This window comes from Bacillus sp. L75, assembly GCF_003676355.1.
Taxonomy (GTDB): Bacteria; Bacillota; Bacilli; order Bacillales; family Bacillaceae; genus Bacillus; species Bacillus velezensis.
Genome location: NZ_ML064904.1, coordinates 136,281 through 152,599 on the forward strand (window position 1 = coordinate 136,281; position 16,319 = coordinate 152,599).

At 46.4% G+C, this 16,319-nt stretch carries 15 protein-coding genes and 1 pseudogene; 11 read left to right on the forward strand and 5 right to left on the reverse strand.

Translation table 11 applies throughout. The annotated features are described in order from the left end of the window. Window positions 1–152 precede the first annotated feature (152 nt). Together D5S11_RS09290 and fdhF are read right to left on the reverse strand one after the other, a co-directional pair. Window positions 153–695: a helical membrane plugin domain-containing protein gene (locus tag D5S11_RS09290; RefSeq protein ID WP_108725031.1), complete on the reverse strand. Its 543-nt coding sequence runs from the start codon at window positions 693–695 to the stop codon at window positions 153–155. Beyond that, window positions 688–3,645 carry a formate dehydrogenase subunit alpha gene (fdhF, locus tag D5S11_RS09295; RefSeq protein WP_007407311.1) on the reverse strand — a complete coding sequence of 986 codons (2,958 nt, stop codon included), beginning with the start codon at window positions 3,643–3,645 and terminating at the stop codon, window positions 688–690. Before fdhF ends, D5S11_RS09290 begins: the two co-directional genes overlap by 8 nt. Window positions 3,646–3,769: 124 nt before the next feature. Here fdhF and D5S11_RS09300 point away from each other — a divergent pair, with 124 nt between their 5' ends. The 3 genes from D5S11_RS09300 to D5S11_RS09310 all read left to right on the forward strand — a co-directional run bounded on the left by D5S11_RS09300 (window position 3,770) and on the right by D5S11_RS09310 (window position 5,056). Beyond that, entirely contained in the window at window positions 3,770–4,339 is a 570-nt protein-coding gene (locus D5S11_RS09300) for a YjgB family protein (protein ID WP_007407312.1), read from the forward strand. Between the two features lie 99 nt (window positions 4,340–4,438). After that, entirely contained in the window at window positions 4,439–4,840 is a 402-nt protein-coding gene (locus D5S11_RS09305) for a ribosomal maturation YjgA family protein (RefSeq protein ID WP_108725032.1), read from the forward strand. 42 nt (window positions 4,841–4,882) lie between these two features. Then, window positions 4,883–5,056 carry a YjfB family protein gene (locus D5S11_RS09310; RefSeq protein WP_007407314.1) on the forward strand — a complete coding sequence of 58 codons (174 nt, stop codon included), beginning with the start codon at window positions 4,883–4,885 and terminating at the stop codon, window positions 5,054–5,056. 664 nt (window positions 5,057–5,720) lie between these two features. Here D5S11_RS09310 and D5S11_RS20465 read toward each other — a convergent pair. Next, window positions 5,721–6,117: pseudogene (locus D5S11_RS20465) on the reverse strand (MgtC/SapB family protein); the annotation flags it as partial. A gap of 361 nt (window positions 6,118–6,478) precedes the next feature. Between D5S11_RS20465 and D5S11_RS09330 the strand changes: the two are divergent. After that, window positions 6,479–6,904 carry a MarR family winged helix-turn-helix transcriptional regulator gene (locus tag D5S11_RS09330; protein WP_015239656.1) on the forward strand — a complete coding sequence of 142 codons (426 nt, stop codon included), beginning with the start codon at window positions 6,479–6,481 and terminating at the stop codon, window positions 6,902–6,904. Then, entirely contained in the window at window positions 6,888–7,235 is a 348-nt protein-coding gene (locus tag D5S11_RS09335) for a DUF3147 family protein (protein WP_007407319.1), read from the forward strand. The genes D5S11_RS09330 and D5S11_RS09335 overlap by 17 nt, the downstream gene beginning before the upstream one ends. 194 nt (window positions 7,236–7,429) lie before the next feature. Here D5S11_RS09335 and D5S11_RS09340 read toward each other — a convergent pair whose 3' ends face one another. Both D5S11_RS09340 and D5S11_RS09345 read right to left on the reverse strand, forming a co-directional pair. Beyond that, window positions 7,430–8,113 (reverse strand): HAD family hydrolase, encoded by a 684-nt coding sequence (locus D5S11_RS09340; protein WP_108725033.1) that lies wholly within the window; start codon window positions 8,111–8,113, stop codon window positions 7,430–7,432. A 17-nt stretch (window positions 8,114–8,130) separates the two neighbouring features. Continuing rightward, window positions 8,131–8,892 carry a DeoR/GlpR family DNA-binding transcription regulator gene (locus D5S11_RS09345; protein ID WP_069007188.1) on the reverse strand — a complete coding sequence of 254 codons (762 nt, stop codon included), beginning with the start codon at window positions 8,890–8,892 and terminating at the stop codon, window positions 8,131–8,133. Between the two features lie 252 nt (window positions 8,893–9,144). Between D5S11_RS09345 and lacG the strand changes: the two genes are divergently transcribed. The 6 genes from lacG (at window position 9,145) to galT (ending at window position 16,313) form a co-directional block, all read left to right on the forward strand. Continuing rightward, window positions 9,145–10,545 carry a 6-phospho-beta-galactosidase gene (gene lacG, locus D5S11_RS09350; protein ID WP_108725034.1) on the forward strand — a complete coding sequence of 467 codons (1,401 nt, stop codon included), beginning with the start codon at window positions 9,145–9,147 and terminating at the stop codon, window positions 10,543–10,545. Window positions 10,546–10,607: 62 nt separating this feature from the next. Continuing rightward, complete coding sequence (locus D5S11_RS09355; RefSeq protein ID WP_108725035.1) at window positions 10,608–10,922, forward strand: PTS sugar transporter subunit IIA; 315 nt, start codon at window positions 10,608–10,610, stop codon at window positions 10,920–10,922. A gap of 11 nt (window positions 10,923–10,933) precedes the next feature. Continuing rightward, window positions 10,934–12,631 carry a PTS lactose transporter subunit IIBC gene (locus D5S11_RS09360; RefSeq protein WP_015239654.1) on the forward strand — a complete coding sequence of 566 codons (1,698 nt, stop codon included), beginning with the start codon at window positions 10,934–10,936 and terminating at the stop codon, window positions 12,629–12,631. Window positions 12,632–12,646: 15 nt separating this feature from the next. Then, the gene (locus D5S11_RS09365) at window positions 12,647–13,816 is read left to right on the forward strand and encodes a galactokinase (RefSeq protein ID WP_108725036.1); all 1,170 of its coding nucleotides are present in this window, start codon (window positions 12,647–12,649) and stop codon (window positions 13,814–13,816) included. A gap of 3 nt (window positions 13,817–13,819) precedes the next feature. Continuing rightward, entirely contained in the window at window positions 13,820–14,812 is a 993-nt protein-coding gene (gene galE, locus D5S11_RS09370) for a UDP-glucose 4-epimerase GalE (protein WP_108725037.1), read from the forward strand. Window position 14,813: 1 nt separating this feature from the next. After that, the gene (gene galT / locus D5S11_RS09375) at window positions 14,814–16,313 is read left to right on the forward strand and encodes a UDP-glucose--hexose-1-phosphate uridylyltransferase (protein ID WP_108725038.1); all 1,500 of its coding nucleotides are present in this window, start codon (window positions 14,814–14,816) and stop codon (window positions 16,311–16,313) included. Window positions 16,314–16,319 lie beyond the last annotated feature (6 nt).

Genomic DNA, 16,319 nt, shown 5'->3' on the forward strand with positions numbered 1-16,319 from the left:
TCCTAGCACATATTTTCAATTTTTTTCTATTCATAACCTTAACTATTAACATAACACAACAAAAGTCATGAATCCGGAGGTGAAATTTCTCCCAAGAAAACAGCAGAAGCACGCAAAAAACCCGAGCCTTCGGCCAGGCTCGGGAGATATGTTCACTCATTCGTCTGCGGTTTCTGGTGCTGCTTTTGGTCTTCAGGAGGCTGCGTATTTCTTTCCATATCGTCCGTATCAGCGCCCATGCCTTTCAGGAAAGAAAACAGCAGAGTGACGGCCTTGTTGATTTCCGGGTCTTTTAAAGCGCGGACGATATCAAAATACCCGGTCTTCCTGCCGCTGTCTTTTTCCTCGACGGCCTTTGTGACCCCCGCATTGATTTTAACGATAAACGGCTCAAGCTGTTTTACATCGAGCATGCCGAGAACGCCGCTTAACAGCAGGAGATTTTTCAGCATATTGGCCGCTTCCGGAGTATTCGCCTTCTTCACGAGGATATCCATCACTTTGTCTCCCTGGCCGAAGAGCCCGCGCAGAAGCGCCAAAACGCCGCGCTCGTTCATGTGCTGAAGAATGTGCAGAGATTCCAAAATCGCGTCTTTATTTCGTAAAAGAGCCGTCTCGATCTCTTCTAAGTCCTTTTTTCGTTTGTCTTCTTCTGTGACGGTCTGTTTTCGGATGCCGCTGATTGCTTTAGCCATTTTGCTGCTTCCCCCTTTTTACGGCGTCTCCCGGAAATACATAATCTTTACGCGCCCATTTCCGATCAACCCGGACACCGATCTGCGGCTGCGGGTTTCCGTAACGGAAATTGATTTTCGGAAGCGGATTAACGCCTTCTTTTTTCAAAATCTCCATCTTCGCTGATGTTTCTTTATAAGCCGGTGTATCGGTATCCTTATCCGCATAGCTGCTTGTCAAAAGGTTAATGGCGGCGTCTTTTGAATCGTTCATCGGGAGGTAGACTTGTTTGCCTTTTACCCTGTCTGTGATGACGCATTTGACTTTCACATTTCCGTACGGTGAAGTCAGACGGACAAGCGTTCCGTCTTCCAGCCCTCTTTCTTCGGCGAGTTCGGGCGAGACCTCAAGGAACACACTCGGTGTTTTTTCGGATATTCCTTTTGATCGGTAAGTCAGATTCCCTTCGTGAAAATGCTCGAGCAGCCTCCCGTTATTCACATGGATATCATATTCTTCATCAAATTCTTTCGGCTCGGTCCACTGAACGGGATATAGAATCGCTTTGCCGTCTGAAAACGGGAACTTGTCCGTAAATAAAAGCGGTGAATCGGTTCCGTCCGCTGCAACCGGCCATTGCAGTGAATTGTAGCCTTCGAGACGTTCGTAAGTGACGCCTGCGTAGAGCGGCGAAAGCATTGCCGCTTCTTCCATAATGTCTGCCGGATGTTCATAGTGCCAATCAGCGCCCAGACGGTTGGCGATGTCCGTAATGATCTGCCAATCAGGCTTTGAATCGCCCAGCGGTTCAAACACTTCGTAAAGACGCTGCACCCTCCGTTCCGTATTCGTAAACGTCCCTTCTTTTTCAAGGCTCGGGCTTGCCGGAAGCACGACATCGGCGAACTCGGCCGTACGCGAAAGAAAGATATCCTGCACAACGAAGAAATCAAGCTTTTCAAATGCGGCATGAACATGGTTAATATTGGAGTCGACAAGCCCCATTTCTTCTCCTTTTAAGTACATGGACTTCAGTTTTCCTGAGTGGATGCCTTCGATCATTTCATGATTTGTCATTCCGATTTCTTTCGGCAGGTCTGTTCCCCAGCCCTGCTCATACTTTTTGCGGGCTTTTTCATCCGTTACTTTTTCATAGCCGGGGAAGCTGTCAGGCATACTGCCGAAATCACTGGCTCCCTGCACGTTATTATGGCCCCGAAGCGGATATGAGCCTGCGCCGGGCTTGCCGTAATTTCCGGTCACAAGAAGCATGTTGGAAATGGCCGTGCTCGTATCACTTCCTCCGATATGCTGGGTGACACCCATCGCCCACAGTGCGCACACGCTGCCGGCTTCATGAATCATCCGGGCCACTTTGATTAGGGTATCCTTGTCCACACCGGTATGTTTTTCCGCATATTCCATTGTATAAGGTTCAAGGCTTTTCACGAATTCATCTAATCCGTTCACTCTCTCCTTCAGAAATGCAGTATCCGCCAAATCGTGATCCAGCAGATATTTCGATACGGCATTCAGCCAGACAATATCTGATCCGGCACGCGGCTGGAAAAACACATCGGAGCGCTCGGCCATTTCATGTTTTCGCAAGTCAGCGACGACGAGCTTCTGTCCGTGCAGTTTATGAGAACGTTTAATGCGTGTGGACAGGACGGGGTGAGACTCAGACGTATTTGAGCCGATAATCAGCACGAGCTCAGCTTTTTCTATATCTGTAATCGACCCTGAATCACCGCCGTATCCGACCGTTCTGAACAATCCGGCCGTGGCGGGAGACTGGCAGTAGCGTGAGCAGTTGTCGACATTATTTGTGCCGATGACGGCTCTTGCAAGCTTCTGCATCACGTATGATTCTTCATTCGTGCATTTGGAAGATGTGATAAAGGCAAGTGCGTCCGGGCCGAAATGTTCTTTTATATCGGTAAATTTATCAGCGATCAGCTGCAGCGCTTCATCCCATTCCGCCTCCCGAAACGAGTCTCCTTCCCGGATAAGCGGTTTGGTAAGGCGCTTTTCACTATTGACGAAATCCCAGCCGAATTTCCCTTTCACACACGTCGAAATGCCATTTGCGGGCGCCTCGGCCTGAGGTTCTACCTTTAAAATGTCTCTTCCTTTCGTCCATATATCAAAACTGCAGCCGACACCGCAGTAAGTGCATACGGTTTTCGTTTTCTTGATTCTTTCATCCCGCATGGCCGATTCCATGTCCGATATGGCCAAAATCGATCCGTATCCGGTTTCGACGCCTTTTGTGATGTCAATCATCGGACGAAGCGTCTCTTGGTTAATGCCTGTTAAATACCCCGCTTCGCCTTCCATGCCTTTTTCCATCATGGCATTACACGGACATACCGTCGAACAATGTCCGCAGGAAACACATGATGATTCATTGATCGGCACATCCTGATCCCAAATGACCCGCGGGCGTTTCCGCTCCCAATCAATGCTTAAGGTTTCGGTTACCTGTACGTCCTGACAGGCTTCGACGCAGCGTCCGCACAAAATGCACTGGTCGGGATCATATCGGTAAAACGGATTTGATTCATCTTTAGGATACGGTTTTTGATCGAACGGAATGCTTTGATGATTGATTTTCATTTCCTTTACGGTATTATGTACTTCGCAGCTCCCATTGTTGTAATCACAGACCGTGCAGTACAATTCATGGTTGTGCAAAATGTTGTCCATGCCGATAATCTGCGCTTTTTTCACATCGGACGAAAGCGTATCGATGACATCTCCGTCCTTTATTTGCGCGGAACACGAACGCACCAGTTCCCCGTTAACATTGACGATACAGGTATCGCACGTTTCAATCGGCCCGAGACTCGGGTGATAACACACATGCGGCACGTCAATTGAACTATTGTTCAAAAGCTGCAAAACGGTTTGACCGTCCGGCGCTTCCATTTCAACCCCATTGATTGTAACCTTCTTTGTATCAGCCATTTTCTTTTCCCCTTTCTGTACCCCTCTATACATCCTCTATGATTCCCAGCCGGCCTTTCACTAAAACATCTCGTTTATCTCAGGAAACATACGGGTATGAGCGGTAAAAAGGAGGCGTTCACATATGTTGAAGAAAAAAACACTCGCCACGGGATTATCGGCAGTGATGCTCACGGGATGCGCATTCGGCGCAGAAGCATTTTCGGTTATACAGCCCGTCCATGCCGCAGCCGCTTCAAAAACAGAAAACCAACGTGCACAAGAACTGGTGAACAGCCTTTACCAATCGGCATTTAAAGGGGAAATGCCGCAAAATGTGAAAGGCCTGAAAATCAACCAAAGCACAAGACAGGACGTTTACGATAAAATCGGCGAGCCGGAACAAAAAGCAGACAGCCGCAATCCATTTGATTTATACAGCTGGAACATGGGAAACCCCGGTTATGGATTTTCCTATCATAAAAACGGAAAAATCTCGGAAATACGCTATTTCGGAACGGGGGTCGAGCGGCGCTTAAACCTCGGAAGCGTCACACCTGACGTCTTAAGCAAACAAATCGGCAGCGCTGACAAAATCCTGACAGTGCCAAAAACGGGCGAAACAGATTACGTCTACCATACGGGGCAGTATGAGCTCCGCTTCGTCATCGGCAGTGACCAAAAAGCAGACCACGTCAACCTAAAAGCCAGATAACGCAAAAAAAGCGGCCTCCCGGGCCGTTTTTTTCATAGACAGCTTCTCCGTCGTTCCTTACAATACATGGGAGTACAAAAAAAAGGGGAACAGTGTGAAGTGAATAGACATCCATTGACATACGGAATATGTACCGTTTTTATCATCGCATTCGGTTTGCTGTCCAGAACCGCATACATCACCGCCCTATTGCCCGGCATCATAAACGCTTATTTAGGAGATGCCTTGTGGTCGGCAATGATTTTCACAGGATTCGGGCTTTTGTTTCGGCACATACGGACGGAAACAGCCGCATTTTTGAGCCTCTCGTTTTGCTGTCTGATTGAATGCAGCCAGCTGTATCACGCGCCTTGGATTGACGCAATCAGAAGCAGCACGCTCGGCGGGCTGATCCTCGGCTGGCAATTTGTCTGGAGTGACATTTTCGCCTATACCCTCGGGGTATGCGCTGCCGCATTTTTAGAATGGGCCGTAAAAAGAAACCGCCAGTCTCCTTCATAATCAGAGCATGCCGCCGATATGAAGGGATAAGGAGGTGGAGCTATGGATATCCCTGCGTTATCAATCGCTATGCACCAAGCATCTCTGGCGCAGAATGTAAATATCGCTTTAACAAAAACGGTCATGCAGCAAGCACAGGCTGCGGCGGAAGAAACAGTGAAAATGCTGCCGTCCCAGCACCCGACTGCCGGACATTCAATTGATGTGAAAGTGTAAAAAAAGATGCCGGATGATAACCGGCGTCTTTTTTTTGCCCGTTGTACGTACACCATACCGGGCATACAGGAATAAGGTAAACGGAACCAAACATTTGAAAAGGAGGTTTTCCTCTTGTACGATCCTTTCTATCATGAATACACAGCCGAGAGCCACGAACGGGTGCCATATCATTATCCGCGGCCGCCTTATTATTTCCCCAGACCATATCCATACTATCCGCGGCCGCCTTATTATTATCCTAGACCATATCCATACTATCCGCGGCCGCCTTATTATTATCCTAGACCATATCCATACTATCCGCGGCCGCCTTATTATTATCCTAGACCATATCCATACTATCCGCGGCCGTATATCCCGTTCTATCCTTGGTATTAATGTTTGAAAAGAAATGACTGCAGACAGGAGGCTTCCCCTGTCTGCTATTCAACTTTGACCGACAGAATATACGGGAGAGCTTGAACTTTTTCCATTACCGCCGCTTTCCCGCTTTTGCTTTTCACCCTTCCCTTCACTTCAAGCACCGCCTTATTCAATTCATAGGACGTAATAAGAATTCCTTTTTCCTCAAGAGAAGTTAAAATATCATGCATGACGGCTTTCTCCTCAATCCTGAAACTGACAGACAAAGAATGCGCCGCCGGTTTAAACAGAAAATTTAACAGTTCAAGCCCGATTAACGCCAAAATCGTGCCGCTGATGCCGATGACATACATACCTGCCCCGATCGTCAGCCCGATGCCCGACGTAGCCCAAATCCCCGCGGCCGTCGTAAGCCCCCGCACGACATGCCGCTGCAAAATAATCGTGCCGGCTCCTAAAAATCCGACGCCGCTGACGACCTGCGCCGCCACCCGGCTCGGATCAAAGGACGTATGGCTGTTGGATAACAAATCAAAAAAGCCGTATTTGGAAACGATCATCATCAAGGCGCTGCCGACGGCCACTAAAAAATGCGTCCTCAAACCGGCTTCCTTCGCCCTGAATTCTCTCTCCAATCCAATAAGAGCCCCAAGCAGACCCGCAACCGCCAGACGAATCACAAAATCAAGTTCCATCCGTCTCTCTCCTTTCCTTATCTTCTTACCCGCTTTTTATCCCCCGTATCTTTTTCTATCAGCACAAGACTGCCCTGCTGAAAAAAACTGCATTTGAATATATACTTTGGTTCTTTATCATATTGTCAGTGCCCTTATTTATATGCGGAAGGTATTAAGCTGGCGTTTCCAAAATAAAGGAAATAACTTATTGAGAGTATATGAAACAAGTTTATTCGTTGAAGCTGCGGCCGCTTGTCTCTTCCAATCTTCTAAAAACAGAACGAATGCCGCTCCCTCATACTCAAAAATTGCTTTCAATCCGCAAAAATATATCGTAATATAAGATATAATCTTAATAAACGATAGAAGGTGGATGATAATGTCAAACGAAATCATGCGATTAAATGACCTCTGGACAGATATTTATTACCGGCTCCGTTATCAGCACCATGAAAAAATCACTCACCAAGGTGTACGGATTCTGCAAGTCATTCAAAAAGAGAAGGCAGTCGGAATAAAAGACATTGCCGAAGCGATTCAAGTATCACATAATACCGCTTCGGAACATATAAAGCGGTTACTGCAGAAAAAGTACGTTTATAAAACCAGAAGTGTTGAGGATGAGCGGAAAGTCATTTTAAAACTTACCAGTTTGGGGGCGGATGTCCTTTACCGGCATTCCGGTCTTGATGAAGAAAAGCTTAAACAGCTTCTTTTTGACAGCATGAATAATGAAGAAAGAACACTTGTCCTAAAAGCATTCAGTTTGATGAAGGAGCGTGCTGAAGATGTTTACGATCGTTAAAATCATTGTCTCCGCTGCTATTATTGGGATTATCACTGAAATATCAAGAAGAAGCCCCAGTTATGGAGGTATAATAGCGGCTTTACCAATTGTCAGTATGCTGAGCATGGTTTGGCTGTACATCCAAGGCGAAACGAAGGAGACATTAAGTCATTTTGCATTCAGCGTGGCTTCCGGCATCCCCTCCACAGTCATTATGCTGGTCATTATCGGCATCGCCCTTCGCCATTCACTGTCTTTCATTGCCGCATCAGGGCTTGGACTTACAGGATGGCTGGTTTTCTTGTATGCTCAGGATTTTATCGTAAAACATATAAACAGTCAGCAATAAGCACCTTAGCGCTTGTTTGTAAATACGAGGAATTAAAAAAACAGGGATACCCCTGTCTTAAAAGTGACTCCGATTAAAAAGCGAAACCCCTTTCTTCACGAGAAGCAGACACCGCCGAACACAAAAACATCCCGTGTTGCGAACGGAGTCCGCAGCCTGTACAGCCATATCGGCATGAAGAACCGGCTGATCTCTCAAACAGAATGTCCGGCAATCACCTCAAAAAACGAGGTGAAATCTGTCAGTATCCCGTCATCCGCCAGCTGTTTTTCTTCAAATAGCGCGCAGTTTTTTCCGAGCGGGTCAATGGCCATAATCTTGCCTGCACCTGCTTTTTTCGCCGCTGTGAGCCCCGAAAAGGCATCTTCAATGACTAAGCATTCTTCAGGCCTGAGGCCTAACTTTTCCGATGCGATGAGAAAAATATCCGGCGCCGGTTTTCCGGGGAAGCTCCCGTCATCAAACGTGACTTTGTCAAAATCAAACCACCGATCCAACTGAAAGACGTCAAAGTAAAACTCGACATTTTCCTTTACCGTAGCCGTGGCAATGGTCATCGGCGTTTCTGATTTTTTCAGATGGTTCAATACGCCGGTCAGTCCCTTCGTCAGCTTTAACTCATCTTTGTTTTCAAGGCATAATTCTCTGTAGTAGGCTTCTTTTTCAAAAGACAGCTTCTTGATTTCTTCATTTGTTAAATCGCCGGAAATAAAATACGTCAGGATTTCACTGTTTGTTCTCCCGTGAATGTTAACGAAAATGTCTTCATCAGAAATGGTTTTCGGCGCGTATTTTTTCACCATGAAAAACCATGCTTTTTCGTGCAGATGCGAATCTTGAAACATCGTGCCGTTGAAATCAAAAATAACCCCTTTCATCGAACCGCCCGCCTTTTTTATTTTTTTGCGATTTTGACATCTACATATTGCTCGTAATGAATTTGAACATCTTTCATCACTTTATCATCCGTAATCAGATAATCCATATCGTGCAAGTTATAGAATACGTAAAAATCTTCCCGGTTGAATTTTTTATTATCCGCCAGCAAAAATTTCGTCCGCGAATTATTCAGCGCGATTTGATGAGCTTCCCCTTCTTCAATGCTGTAAGAAGAAATCTCATCATTATGTATGCCGTTGGCGCTGATGAAGGCTTTCGTAAAATTGAATTTCTGCAGATTGCCGTTCACGATGGGCCCGACGAAGGCACCGGTATTTTTTCGGAAATCGCCGCCAATCAGGATGGTATCCGCAGTGTCACCATGTTTTAAAATATCAAATACGGGATAGTTGTTTGTGATAATCCTGATTCGCTTATGCAGCAGGTGTTTGGCTAAAAGTTCAATCGTCGTGCCGGGCCCTAAAAAAACGGTATCGCCGTCATTTACATATGAAGCTGCGAGTTCCGCGATCTTCCCCTTCTCATCCATTTGAACACCCAGTTTTTCATTATGCGATAATTCGTGATCAATGGAATAAGATATGCTCTGTGCGCCTCCGTGAATACGTACGATTTTTCCGGCCTTATCCAGTTCGTCCAGATCTCTTCTCACTGTCATATCAGAAACTGCCAATTCATCGATAATATCACTCACCGTAATAAACCCCCGCGAGTTTACGATATCGATGATTTTTAAAAGACGCTCTTTTTTTAACATGTTCAATCATCCCCTCAACTTTACACACAATCTAACACACCGCGGCACTCCGGTCAACAAAAACAAACACTAACAAACAACATAATCAACATATAAAACAACGAAAAACTTATATAATCCCTATGAACACAGATGTTATTTCTTTATGAAGCTATTGACAACAAAAATGTATGCGTTTACCATTAAACAAAAGATAACAATTACAAACATTAACAAACTTCAATTCACACATTGGCGAAGGAGGATTCAGTAATGCTCAAATTACCTCATGACTTTATTTTCGGCGGGGCGACTGCGGCATATCAAGCGGAAGGCGCCACAAAAGAAGGCGGCAAAGGGCCTGTGGCCTGGGATGAATTTCTTGAAAAACAGGGAAGATTCAGCCCTGATCCGGCAAGTGATTTTTACCGCCAGTTTCCGGAAGATATTAAACTATGTGAAAAATTCGGAATAAACGGCATCCGCCTTTCTATAGCCTGGACGAGAATTTTCCCTGACGGCACGGGCAAAATCAATCAGGAAGGTGTTGATTACTATCATCGTATTTTCTCAGAGTGCCATAAACGCAACGTCACCCCTTTTGTCACGCTGCATCATTTCGATACACCGAAAGGATTATTTGACCAGGGAGATTTCCTCAACCGCGCTGCAATAGAAGCGTTCGTCAGCTATGCGGAGTTTTGCTTTAAAGAATTCAGCGAAATCCGATATTGGAGCACGTTTAACGAAATTTATCCCACAGCCACCAACCAGTATTTACTCGGGGTTTTCCCGCCATCTGTTAAAAGTGATATCACAAAAGTCATTCAATGCCTCCATCACATGATGGTAGCGCATGCGATGACCGTCAATCTTTTTAAAGACGGCGGCTATCCGGGAGAAATCGGTGTCGTCCACTCATTGGAAACAAAATATCCCGCCAGCGACACAGCAGAAGACCGCCATGCCTGTTTTCTGGATGACGCGTTATCAGTGAGATTTCTCCTCGACGCCACCTACCTCGGTTATTATTCTGAGGAAACCATGCGGGCTCTGGATGAAATCTGTGAGGCAAACGGCGCTTCATACGAGTTTTCAGACAATGACTTTGACGTGATGAAAAAAGCTTCAACGCGCAATGATTATCTCGGCATCAATCATTATCAATGCCATTTCGTCAAAGCGTACGACGGAGAAACCGTTATTCACCATAATGGAACGGGCGATAAGGGCACTTCGGTCTATAAAGTAAAAGGAATCGGCGAAAGAATTTACAAAGAAGGCCTGAAGCGGACTGATTGGGACTGGCTTATTTATCCTGAAGGCATGTATGACATGCTGATGCGCATCAAACGGGACTATCCGCAATATAACAAAATGTACATTACCGAAAACGGCATGGGCTATAAAGATGAGTTTGAAGACGGCATCATTATGGATAAGGCAAGAATCGACTATTTAAAAGTCTATTTAGAAGCCGTCAGTAAAGCGATTACCGACGGAGTCAATGTAAAGGGGTACTTCTTATGGTCCTTAATGGATTTATTTTCATGGACCAACGGCTACAACAAACGTTACGGTCTTTTTTACGTCGACTTTGACACCCAAAAACGGTATCCGAAAGAATCGGCCTACTGGTACAAACTTGTAAGTGAAACAAAAACAATCATTTAACGATCATACATGGTGAAAAGAGTCTCTTTTCATCATGTGTGCCGTCTTTAGGAGGTTTTTTCATGACAAAGGAAGAATTGCAGATGCTCGGTTTTGAAATCGTCGCCTATGCCGGCGACGCCAGAAGCACTTTATTGAAAGTCCTGAAAGAAGTCCGTGCCGGAAACTTCGAAAACACGGAAGCAGCATTGAAAAGCGCCGATGAAAATTTAACCCTCGCCCACAATGCGCAAACGAAAATGTTAGCTGAAGAAGCTGAAGGCAAGGACATGGAATTAGGATTTATTTTCGTTCACGGTCAGGACCACTTGATGACAACCCTTTTGCTCCGTGATCTTATTCAGGATTTTATAGAACTCTACCGAAGCTGCCGATAAGGAGTGGAAAAATGAACGGTATCATCAAGCAAATCGAAAAGGGAAAACCGTTTTTTGAAAAAATCTCAAGAAACATTTATTTAGGCGCGATCCGCGACGGCTTCTTAACTGCCATGCCTGTTATTTTATTCGCGAGCATTTTCATCCTCACCGCCGCTGTGCCGGAAGTGTTGGGTTTCACTTGGCCTAAAAGTGTTTCTGAATGGCTTTGGAAAGTTTATAACTATTCAATGGGCGCCCTCGGTCTGATCGTTGCGGCAACAAGTGCGAAATGCCTGAGTGAATCAATGAACCGAAAAATGCCGAAAAACAAAGGGATCAACCCCGTTTCAGCGATGCTTGCTTCAGTCGTCGGGTTTCTCATTTTAAGCGTCACTCAAATTGATGGCGGATTCTCCACGGAATACCTCGGCACAAAAGGTCTTTTAGCTGCTTTTGTATCCGCTTTCATAACAGTGAACGTTTACAGATTCTGCGTGCTGAAAAATATTACGATTAAAATGCCTAAAGAAGTACCGGGTACCATTTCACAAACATTTAAAGATGTTTTTCCGTTCGCTTTTTCCGTTTTGGCCATGGTGATCGTTGATTTATTGATCAGGAACACGCTGAACGTATCGTTTGCGGAGGCTCTCTCCTCTCTCTTATCGCCGTTTTTTACCGCCGCAGACGGTTATCTGGGGATTTGTGTCATTTGGGGAATGATGGCGCTGTTCTGGTTTGTCGGCGTTCACGGGCCTTCTATTGTGGAACCGGCCATCGCAGCTATTATTTACGCAAATGTGGAGGCGAACCTGCAGCTTCATAATGCAGGTGAGCAGGCGTCCAACGTGCTGACCGTCGGACTCGGGAACTTCGTCGGCACAATGGGAGGAACCGGCGCAACCCTTGTGGTTCCGTTTATCTTTCTTCTTTTCGCGAAATCCAAGCAATTGAAAGCTGTCGGAAAAGCATCCGCGGTTCCGGTGTCTTTCGCAGTAAACGAACCTCTGCTCTTTGCTGCGCCGATCATTTTAAATCCTTATTTTTTCATTCCGTTTGTTGTAACGCCGATGGTGAATGTCTGTCTGTTTAAATTTTTCGTGGATGTTATCGGAATGAACAGTTTTATGTATGTTCTTCCGTGGGCCACCCCGGCGCCCGCCGGCTTGATTCTCGGAACCGGCATGGGGCTCTCGGCTTTTGTGCTGACGGCTGTATTAATCATTGTCGATTTCCTGATATACCTGCCATTCTGTAAAGCTTATGACAAAGTATTAGCGGCGAAAGAAGCCCAACACACCGAGCCTGAAACCGCGCCGCAAACATTACAGCCCGCCATGGCCGGCGCCTCCGAAGACGCGTCCTCCGTCATCAGCACAAATCTTCAGGAATCCTCATCCGCCTTGGAACACAGCACCAATGTGTTAGTGCTGTGCGCCGGAGCGGGAACGAGCGCCATGCTTGCGAACGCACTGACAGAAGGAGCCGAAGAATATAACGTGCCGATTACCGCCTCAGCAGGCGCCTACGGATCCCATTACGACATCATGAAAGACTTCGATATGATCATTTTGGCTCCGCAGGTCGGCTCTTATTACGATGACATTAAAGAAGATGCGGACCGCCTGCAAGTGAAACTCATCGCAACGAAAGGAGCGGAATATATCAGCCTCACCAGAAATTCACAAAAAGCCATTCAGTTCATACTGGAGCATACCTCAAAATAGAATCGGAGGTTTATCATGGATGCCAAACTTTTAAAATCAAGATTCGAAGACATTTTCAAGAGAAGTAACGGAGAACTGTTTTTCGCACCCGGCCGGATCAACCTGATCGGGGAACATACGGATTATATAGGCGGCCACGTTCTTCCATGCGCGATCACGATCGGAACTTATGCCGTATGCGCAAAACGCGGAGATCACCAGATCCGGTTATACTCAGAAAACTTTCCTGACAGCGGCATTGTCTGCCTTGATCTTTCCGCCACAGCATACAAAAAAGAAGACGGCTGGGCCAATTATCCGAAGGGGATGATCCATTACCTTCTTAAAGTCGGCGGCCAAATAGACAGCGGAATGGATATTCTTTTTCACGGTACGATTCCAAACGGAGCCGGTTTAAGCTCCTCCGCTTCTATTGAAATGTTAACAGGTTCCATTTTAAGAAAGTTATTCAGCCTGGATGTTTCCGATACTGAACTGGCGCTTATCGGAAAAAGAGTCGAAAATGAATTTATCGGCGTGAATTCAGGCATTATGGATCAATTCGCAGTGCAAAAAGGCAAAAAGAACATGGCCATTCTGTTAAACTGCGATAAGCTTGAGCACGAAATGATTCCGGCTGCTTTTAACGGATATAAAATCGTCATTATGAATACGAACAAGCGCCGGGAGCTGGCGGCTTCAAAATATAATGAACGCCGCAGCGAATGTGACGAGGCTCTTTCAGAACTGCGGCAATATCGGAATATCGCCTCACTTGCGGAATTGACGGGAGAAGAATTCAACGAACTCGAATCCCTTCTCTCCTGTGAAACTTTGCGTAAAAGAGCCCGGCACGCGGTCAACGAAAACGAGCGGACCCTCTCAGCCGCGGAGGCTCTCAAATCGAATGATTTGAAAACGTTCGGCGAGCTGATGAATGCGTCCCACCGTTCTTTACGCGATGATTATGAAGTGACCGGTGACGAATTAGACGCGCTGGCTGAAGCAGCCTGGAAAGAAGGAGCACTCGGAGCGCGGATGACGGGCGCGGGGTTCGGCGGCTGCGCCATAGCCATTGTGGAAAGTGAAGAAACCGCCGGCTTTATCCGGGCCGTTTCATCTCACTACCGCAGCAGGACAGGTCTTGAAGCTTCTTTCTACATCGCGGATATAAGCGATGGCGCGGCTGAATGGAGGGAAAAATAAATCATGGCGATTCTCGTTCTCGGCGGAGCCGGCTATATCGGTTCTCATGCGGTTGATCAATTATTAAACAAAGGATTTAAAACGATAGCTGTGGATAATCTCCAGACAGGCCACCGGAAAGCTGTTCATGAAAAAGCAGTTTTTTACCATGGAGATATCCGTGAAAAACCGTTTCTTCGCTCTGTGTTTGCGAAGGAGAACGTAACAGGCGTTCTCCATTTTGCCGCTCAATCCCTTGTCGGCGAATCAATGAAAGACCCTCTTTCATATTTCAATAATAATGTGTACGGTACGCAAATTACGCTGGAGGTCATGCAGGAATTCGGAGTGAAACACATTGTGTTTTCTTCATCCGCCGCTGTATACGGCGAACCTGAAAAAGTGCCCATCACAGAAGACATGCCCGAAAAGCCGGAAAGCGCATACGGCGAATCAAAACTCATGGCAGAAAAAATGCTGAAGTGGTGTGAAACCGCCTGCGGCATAAAATATGTCTCGCTTCGGTATTTTAACGTTGCCGGCGCGAAAACGGACGGTTCCATCGGAGAAGATCATCATCCGGAAACCCACCTTATCCCTATCCTTTTACAAACCGCGCTCGGTCAGCGCGAGGAGGTTTTGATATTCGGCACTGACTATGATACAAAAGACGGCACGTGCATCCGCGATTATGTCCATGTTTCCGATTTAATCGATGCCCATATTCTCGCTCTGGAATATTTGCAAAACGGCGGAGACAGCGGCATTTTCAATTTAGGATCAAGCAGCGGGTTTTCCGTATCAGAAATGGCGGAAGCGGCCCGGCAAGTGACCGAAAGAGACATAAAAGTAAGAGCGGCTGCAAGAAGACCCGGTGATCCAAGCGCCCTCATCGCTTCCAGCGATAAAGCGCGGAACATTCTGGGCTGGAATCCGAAACAAACGGACATATCGGAAATCATTGCGTCAGCATGGAATTGGCATCGGCAACATCCAAACGGATACAAGGACAAATGAAATGGAGGCGGCGGTCATTGAAGTTTTTGAATCAGTGGCAGGGTTTCTGAAAGAAAGCACTGTCTTAGGCGACATAAATGAAACAGATGTGATTTATACAAGAAACAGACTTCTCGATCTGCTCGGACTGACGGATTATGCAGAACCGAAACATATCAAGAAACAAAACAGGCTTCACTATTTGGACGAAATGGTGAAAGACGCGGTAAAACGGTCAATCATAAACGATACGCCGGCTGAAAGAGACATGCTGGGAAGCAGAATCATGGACGTGATCACACCGGCCCCTTCTCTGATCAATGCCGCGTTCAGCGAATTGTTATCAGATTGCCCGAAAAAAGCAACAGATTATTTTTATAGACTGAGCCAAAACAACGACTATATTAAGACGCGGGCCATTCGAAAAAATATCGTGTACCGCTCATCAACACCTTTTGGGGCATTGGACATCACCATTAATTTATCAAAGCCCGAAAAAGACCCTAAAGACATCGCCGCGGTAAAAAACAGTCCGGAAAACCGGTATCCGAAATGCCTGCTTTGTATGGAAAACGAGGGGTATGCCGGAACACCGCATCACCCCGCCCGTTCAAATCACCGCATCATCAGGCTTGACTTAGCGGGAGAACAGTGGGGGTTTCAATACTCCCCTTATGCGTATTACAGCGAGCATGCTATCTTTCTATCAAGCGTGCACAAGCCGATGAACATCAGCCGCGACAGCTTCAGAAGGCTTCTGGCCATAACGGAAATCTTCCCCCACTATTTCGCGGGATCAAACGCAGACTTGCCGATCGTAGGAGGTTCCATTCTTTCACACGATCATTATCAAGGCGGCGCCCATGAGTTTCCGATGGCAAAAGCGGGTTCCCTCTACCCTTTTCATATGCGTCATTTTCCAGACGTTCAGGCCGAAGCCGTGAAGTGGCCGGTATCAGTGATCCGCCTTCGCGCAAAAGATCCGGATTTGCTGACAGATGCCGCTGCGTATGTTTTTGAAAAGTGGCGGGAATATTCAGACGAAACCGTCAGCATCATCGCAAAGACAAATGAACCCCATAATACCGTCACCCCAATTGCCAGACGCAGGGGAACGGATTTTGAAATCGATCTCGCTCTCAGAAACAACCGCACCTCCGAAAATTATCCGGATGGCATTTTTCACCCGCATCAAGATGTGCATCACATCAAAAGAGAAAATATCGGTCTGATTGAAGTGATGGGACTCGCCGTTTTACCTCCCCGCCTGAAAGATGAGCTGGCAGAAGTGAAAAAGTATTTACTGAATGAACCTCATGACATCAAAGATATTCATCTTCCGTGGGCTGAAAACATCAAAGCGGATAAAGACGTGACATCGGAGAATGCAGCCGCTGTTTTACAAAAAGAAACCGCGAATGTATTTTTACGCGCACTGACCGATGCAGGCGTTTTTAAAATGACACCCGAAGGAATTCAGGCGTTTCAGCGTTTCACGACGTTATTGGAGAATGGCAGCTGAAACATT

Coding starts and splice junctions, on each gene's coding strand:
- D5S11_RS09365 (WP_108725036.1), top strand. CDS start 12,647: ATGGATGCCAAACTTTTAAAATCAAGATTCGAAGACATTTTCAAGAGA.
- D5S11_RS09345 (WP_069007188.1), bottom strand. CDS start 8,892: ATGTTAAAAAAAGAGCGTCTTTTAAAAATCATCGATATCGTAAACTCG.
- lacG (WP_108725034.1), top strand. CDS start 9,145: ATGCTCAAATTACCTCATGACTTTATTTTCGGCGGGGCGACTGCGGCA.
- D5S11_RS09290 (WP_108725031.1), bottom strand. CDS start 695: ATGGCTAAAGCAATCAGCGGCATCCGAAAACAGACCGTCACAGAAGAA.
- D5S11_RS09355 (WP_108725035.1), top strand. CDS start 10,608: ATGACAAAGGAAGAATTGCAGATGCTCGGTTTTGAAATCGTCGCCTAT.
- D5S11_RS09340 (WP_108725033.1), bottom strand. CDS start 8,113: ATGAAAGGGGTTATTTTTGATTTCAACGGCACGATGTTTCAAGATTCG.
- galE (WP_108725037.1), top strand. CDS start 13,820: ATGGCGATTCTCGTTCTCGGCGGAGCCGGCTATATCGGTTCTCATGCG.
- D5S11_RS09360 (WP_015239654.1), top strand. CDS start 10,934: ATGAACGGTATCATCAAGCAAATCGAAAAGGGAAAACCGTTTTTTGAA.
- fdhF (WP_007407311.1), bottom strand. CDS start 3,645: ATGGCTGATACAAAGAAGGTTACAATCAATGGGGTTGAAATGGAAGCG.
- D5S11_RS09310 (WP_007407314.1), top strand. CDS start 4,883: ATGGATATCCCTGCGTTATCAATCGCTATGCACCAAGCATCTCTGGCG.
- galT (WP_108725038.1), top strand. CDS start 14,814: ATGGAGGCGGCGGTCATTGAAGTTTTTGAATCAGTGGCAGGGTTTCTG.
- D5S11_RS09300 (WP_007407312.1), top strand. CDS start 3,770: ATGTTGAAGAAAAAAACACTCGCCACGGGATTATCGGCAGTGATGCTC.
- D5S11_RS09335 (WP_007407319.1), top strand. CDS start 6,888: ATGTTTACGATCGTTAAAATCATTGTCTCCGCTGCTATTATTGGGATT.
- D5S11_RS09330 (WP_015239656.1), top strand. CDS start 6,479: ATGTCAAACGAAATCATGCGATTAAATGACCTCTGGACAGATATTTAT.